Raw genomic sequence first — 3,222 nt, forward strand, 5'->3', positions numbered from 1 at the left:
GTTTCGACTGCACCGGAAGTGGGGCGAATTATAGAGATCTGAAATCTGCCGTCAAGCACTGATTTGATATTTCTATGAAGAATTCCTGAAATACCCAAAACCGCCCCTTTCTACTTATATAGAGAAGGCCATAACAGGCAAATGGAGGACACTGAGCAATAAGGGATGCAAAAGAGGGAAATCGGAGACTGCGAATAAGATGGTGTCCCAGGGCAGGTTCGAACTGCCAACCTTCCCCTTAGGAGGGGGATGCTCTATCCAATTGAGCTACTGAGACACTGATTGCCTGCAAGGTATGCAGAGCGAGACGGCGAGCATGTTAACGGGCAACCCTCCCTTTGTCATGTCGTCCGTAGGCTTTTTAAGTGTAGGAAATGTCGACACGATCGCGAGGGGTGACCCGCCAGCCAATTAAGCCAACCTCAACGAGATCAAATGGACACCTCTACTCCACCACGGAAGCCACCCATCCTAAATCCCCTCTATCAACACCCCTCCTCTAGCAAATCGGCAAATTGCCACTATCCTATAAAGGTAAGGAACACCGATTGAGCCAAGCTTGGCGCGCCTCTAATACCGAGACGCCTGCCAGGCAAAGGGCGATCAGCGACACGAAACCGGACCCGCTTTCCAAACCAGTCCGCATTTCTGATAATTGGTGCTGGCAGAACGCCTTTATCCAGTTCAATATTTGTCACAGAATTGACGCCAATGATCTGGCTACTTTGAGGCATGATGCGGGCCTTGATCAATTCAGGTTGAACATTTGGCCATTGCGCTTGTCCTACCAGACATCCTGCGGCCAATCCCGAGAACCGCTTCCCTGAACTAACCGGTTAAATATATGCGCCCAATGAAACAGGCAGTTTATTCCAGCCGAACGGCTGACAAGTTTGTCGTACGGCTGCCAGACGGAATGCGTGAGCGCATTGCCGAGGTAGCTCGCAATCATCACCGCAGCATGAACTCCGAAATCATCGCGCGCCTGGAGCAGAGCCTCATTCAGGAAGGTGCGCTAGGCGAAGAACTAAGCATGCGCTTGGACAGCCCAGAGCTTTCACTGCACGAACGCGAACTGTTGCAACGCTTCCGTCAACTCTCTCACCGCCAGCAAAACGCTCTCGTTTCGCTCATTGCTCATGATGCCGAAATGGCCGCTGACGCGTCCTGATTCGTACCGAAAGCTCAAGCCAGCCTAATCGCTGGCTTTTTTTTGCCTGAAATTCGGGCATAAAAAAACCCGCCGATTGGCGGGTTTTTCAAGCGGAAGACCTAGAGCAGGAATATCGTCGCCAGGCCGAGGAAGATAAAGAAGCCACCGCTATCGGTCATGGCCGTGATCATGACACTGGCCCCCATCGCCGGGTCACGCCCCAGTCGCGCAAGCGTCATAGGAATCAGAACCCCCATCAACGCAGCAAGCAACAAGTTCAGCGTCATGGCCGCGGTCATCACCACACCCAAAGACCAGCTGCCATACAACATATAAGCAACCACTCCGATCACCCCACCCCAGACCACGCCATTGATCAGCGCTACCGCCAATTCCTTGCGCATCAGTCGCGAGGTATTGCCGGTACTGACCTGGTCCAGTGCCATGGCACGAACGATCATAGTGATCGTCTGGTTACCTGAGTTACCCCCGATACCCGCCACGATCGGCATCAGTGCCGCAAGCGCCACCAGCTTTTCGATGGAGCCTTCAAACAGGCCGATCACCCGAGATGCAACGAAAGCAGTGATCAGGTTGATTGCCAGCCACGCCCAACGGTTACGCAGCGATTTCCAGACCGACGCAAAGATGTCTTCCTCTTCACGCAGACCCGCCATGTTGAGAACTTCGCTTTCACTCTCTTCACGAATCAGGTCGACCATCTCGTCGATGGTCAGTCGTCCAATCAGCTTGCCGTTCTTGTCCACCACAGGGGCGGAGATCAGGTCGTAACGCTCGAACGCTTGCGCAGCATCATAAGCCTCTTCGTCCGGATGAAAACTCACCGGATCGCTGGCCATGACTTCAGAAACCTGTTTATCCGGATCGTTGACCAGCAAACGCTTGATCGGCAACACGCCCTTGAGGACGCCGTCGTAATCGACCACGAACAATTTGTCGGTGTGACCAGGAAGCTCCTTGAGGCGACGCAAGTAACGCAACACCACTTCGAGACTGACATCCTCACGGATCGTCACCATCTCGAAGTCCATCAGCGCACCGACCTGCTCCTCATCATAGGACAGCGCCGAACGCACACGCTCACGCTGCTGCTGGTCCAGCGTTTCCATCAACTCGTGGACGACGTCTCGTGGCAGCTCGGAAGCCAGGTCAGCGAGTTCGTCCGCATCCATGTCCTTGGCCGCAGCCAGGAGCTCGTGATCGTCCATGTCGGCGATCAGGGTTTCACGGACCGAGTCGGATACTTCGAGAAGAATGTCGCCGTCGCGATCAGCCTTGACCAATTGCCAGAGCGTCAGACGATCGTCCAGCGGCAAGGCTTCGAGGATGTAGGCGACGTCGGCGGAGTGCAGATCATCGAGCTTGCGTTGCAGCTCGACGAGGTTCTGCCGGTGCACCAGGTTCTCGACCCGATCGAGATTCGGGCCTTCCTGGCGGTGAGTCAGGTCTTCGACAACTCGCTGACGCTGCAACAGCTCAATGACTTGAGCCAGGCGGTCCTGCAAGCTTTCCTGCGTTTTTTTTACTTCGATTTCAGACATAGGCGAACTCCACTCCCAGCAGAGGAGCACGCCGGAAGGATCAATCAGTCAATTCGTGATTGGTAAAACTGTTTACTGAGTAACTACTGGGTAAGTCCATGGAGGTATTCCACAAGCCCCGGCGGGGCTGACGGGCGCAATGATACACCGCCTGACGGTTTTAAATGTTAAAAAATCGCGGATGAAACAAGCGCTTGCAGGACAAACCTGAGCATCGTCCTGATCCTTGAAACTGCGACGGCTCATTCTGAAAGGAAAGCACAGCGACGGCGAAAATACGTCAGCGACGCTTGGGAAGAATCCACCAAAGGACATGAGCCGATTGTCACCGGCCAGATCGAAGATAGACCTTATCGCAACGCGCAGACTGAATTCGAAGAGAGAGGATGTACGAAAGGAAAAGCCAAATCCCAGACGGCAAAAAGCCCGCATAAATGCGGGCTTTCTGTTGTATGGTGCACTCGACAGGATTCGAACCTGTGACCGCTCGGTTCGTAGCCGAGTACT

2 protein-coding genes and 1 tRNA gene are annotated in these 3,222 nt (G+C 54.0%); 1 reads left to right on the forward strand and 2 read right to left on the reverse strand.

Features of this window, described 5'->3' with window-relative positions:
• Window positions 1–200: 200 nt before the first annotated feature.
• Window positions 201–277: transfer RNA gene (locus ACW9JE_RS29720), tRNA-Arg, on the reverse strand.
• 567 nt (window positions 278–844) lie between these two features.
• Between ACW9JE_RS29720 and ACW9JE_RS29725 the strand changes: the two genes are divergently transcribed.
• Window positions 845–1,171, forward strand: coding sequence for an Arc family DNA-binding protein (locus ACW9JE_RS29725; RefSeq protein WP_175379575.1), 327 nt, complete (start codon window positions 845–847; stop codon window positions 1,169–1,171).
• 101 nt (window positions 1,172–1,272) lie between these two features.
• On the opposite strand, the gene mgtE is transcribed toward ACW9JE_RS29725, so the two are convergent.
• On the reverse strand, window positions 1,273–2,715 hold the full coding sequence (gene mgtE / locus ACW9JE_RS29730; RefSeq protein WP_224539180.1) for a magnesium transporter: 1,443 nt from the start codon (window positions 2,713–2,715) through the stop codon (window positions 1,273–1,275).
• Between the last annotated feature and the right edge of the window lie 507 nt (window positions 2,716–3,222).

The organism is Pseudomonas sp. SDO55104_S430 (assembly GCF_054070595.1).

Excerpts from the sequence above, each read along its gene's own strand:
- ACW9JE_RS29725 (WP_175379575.1), top strand. The coding sequence starts at position 845 with ATGCGCCCAATGAAACAGGCAGTTTATTCCAGCCGAACGGCTGACAAG.
- mgtE (WP_224539180.1), bottom strand. The coding sequence starts at position 2,715 with ATGTCTGAAATCGAAGTAAAAAAAACGCAGGAAAGCTTGCAGGACCGC.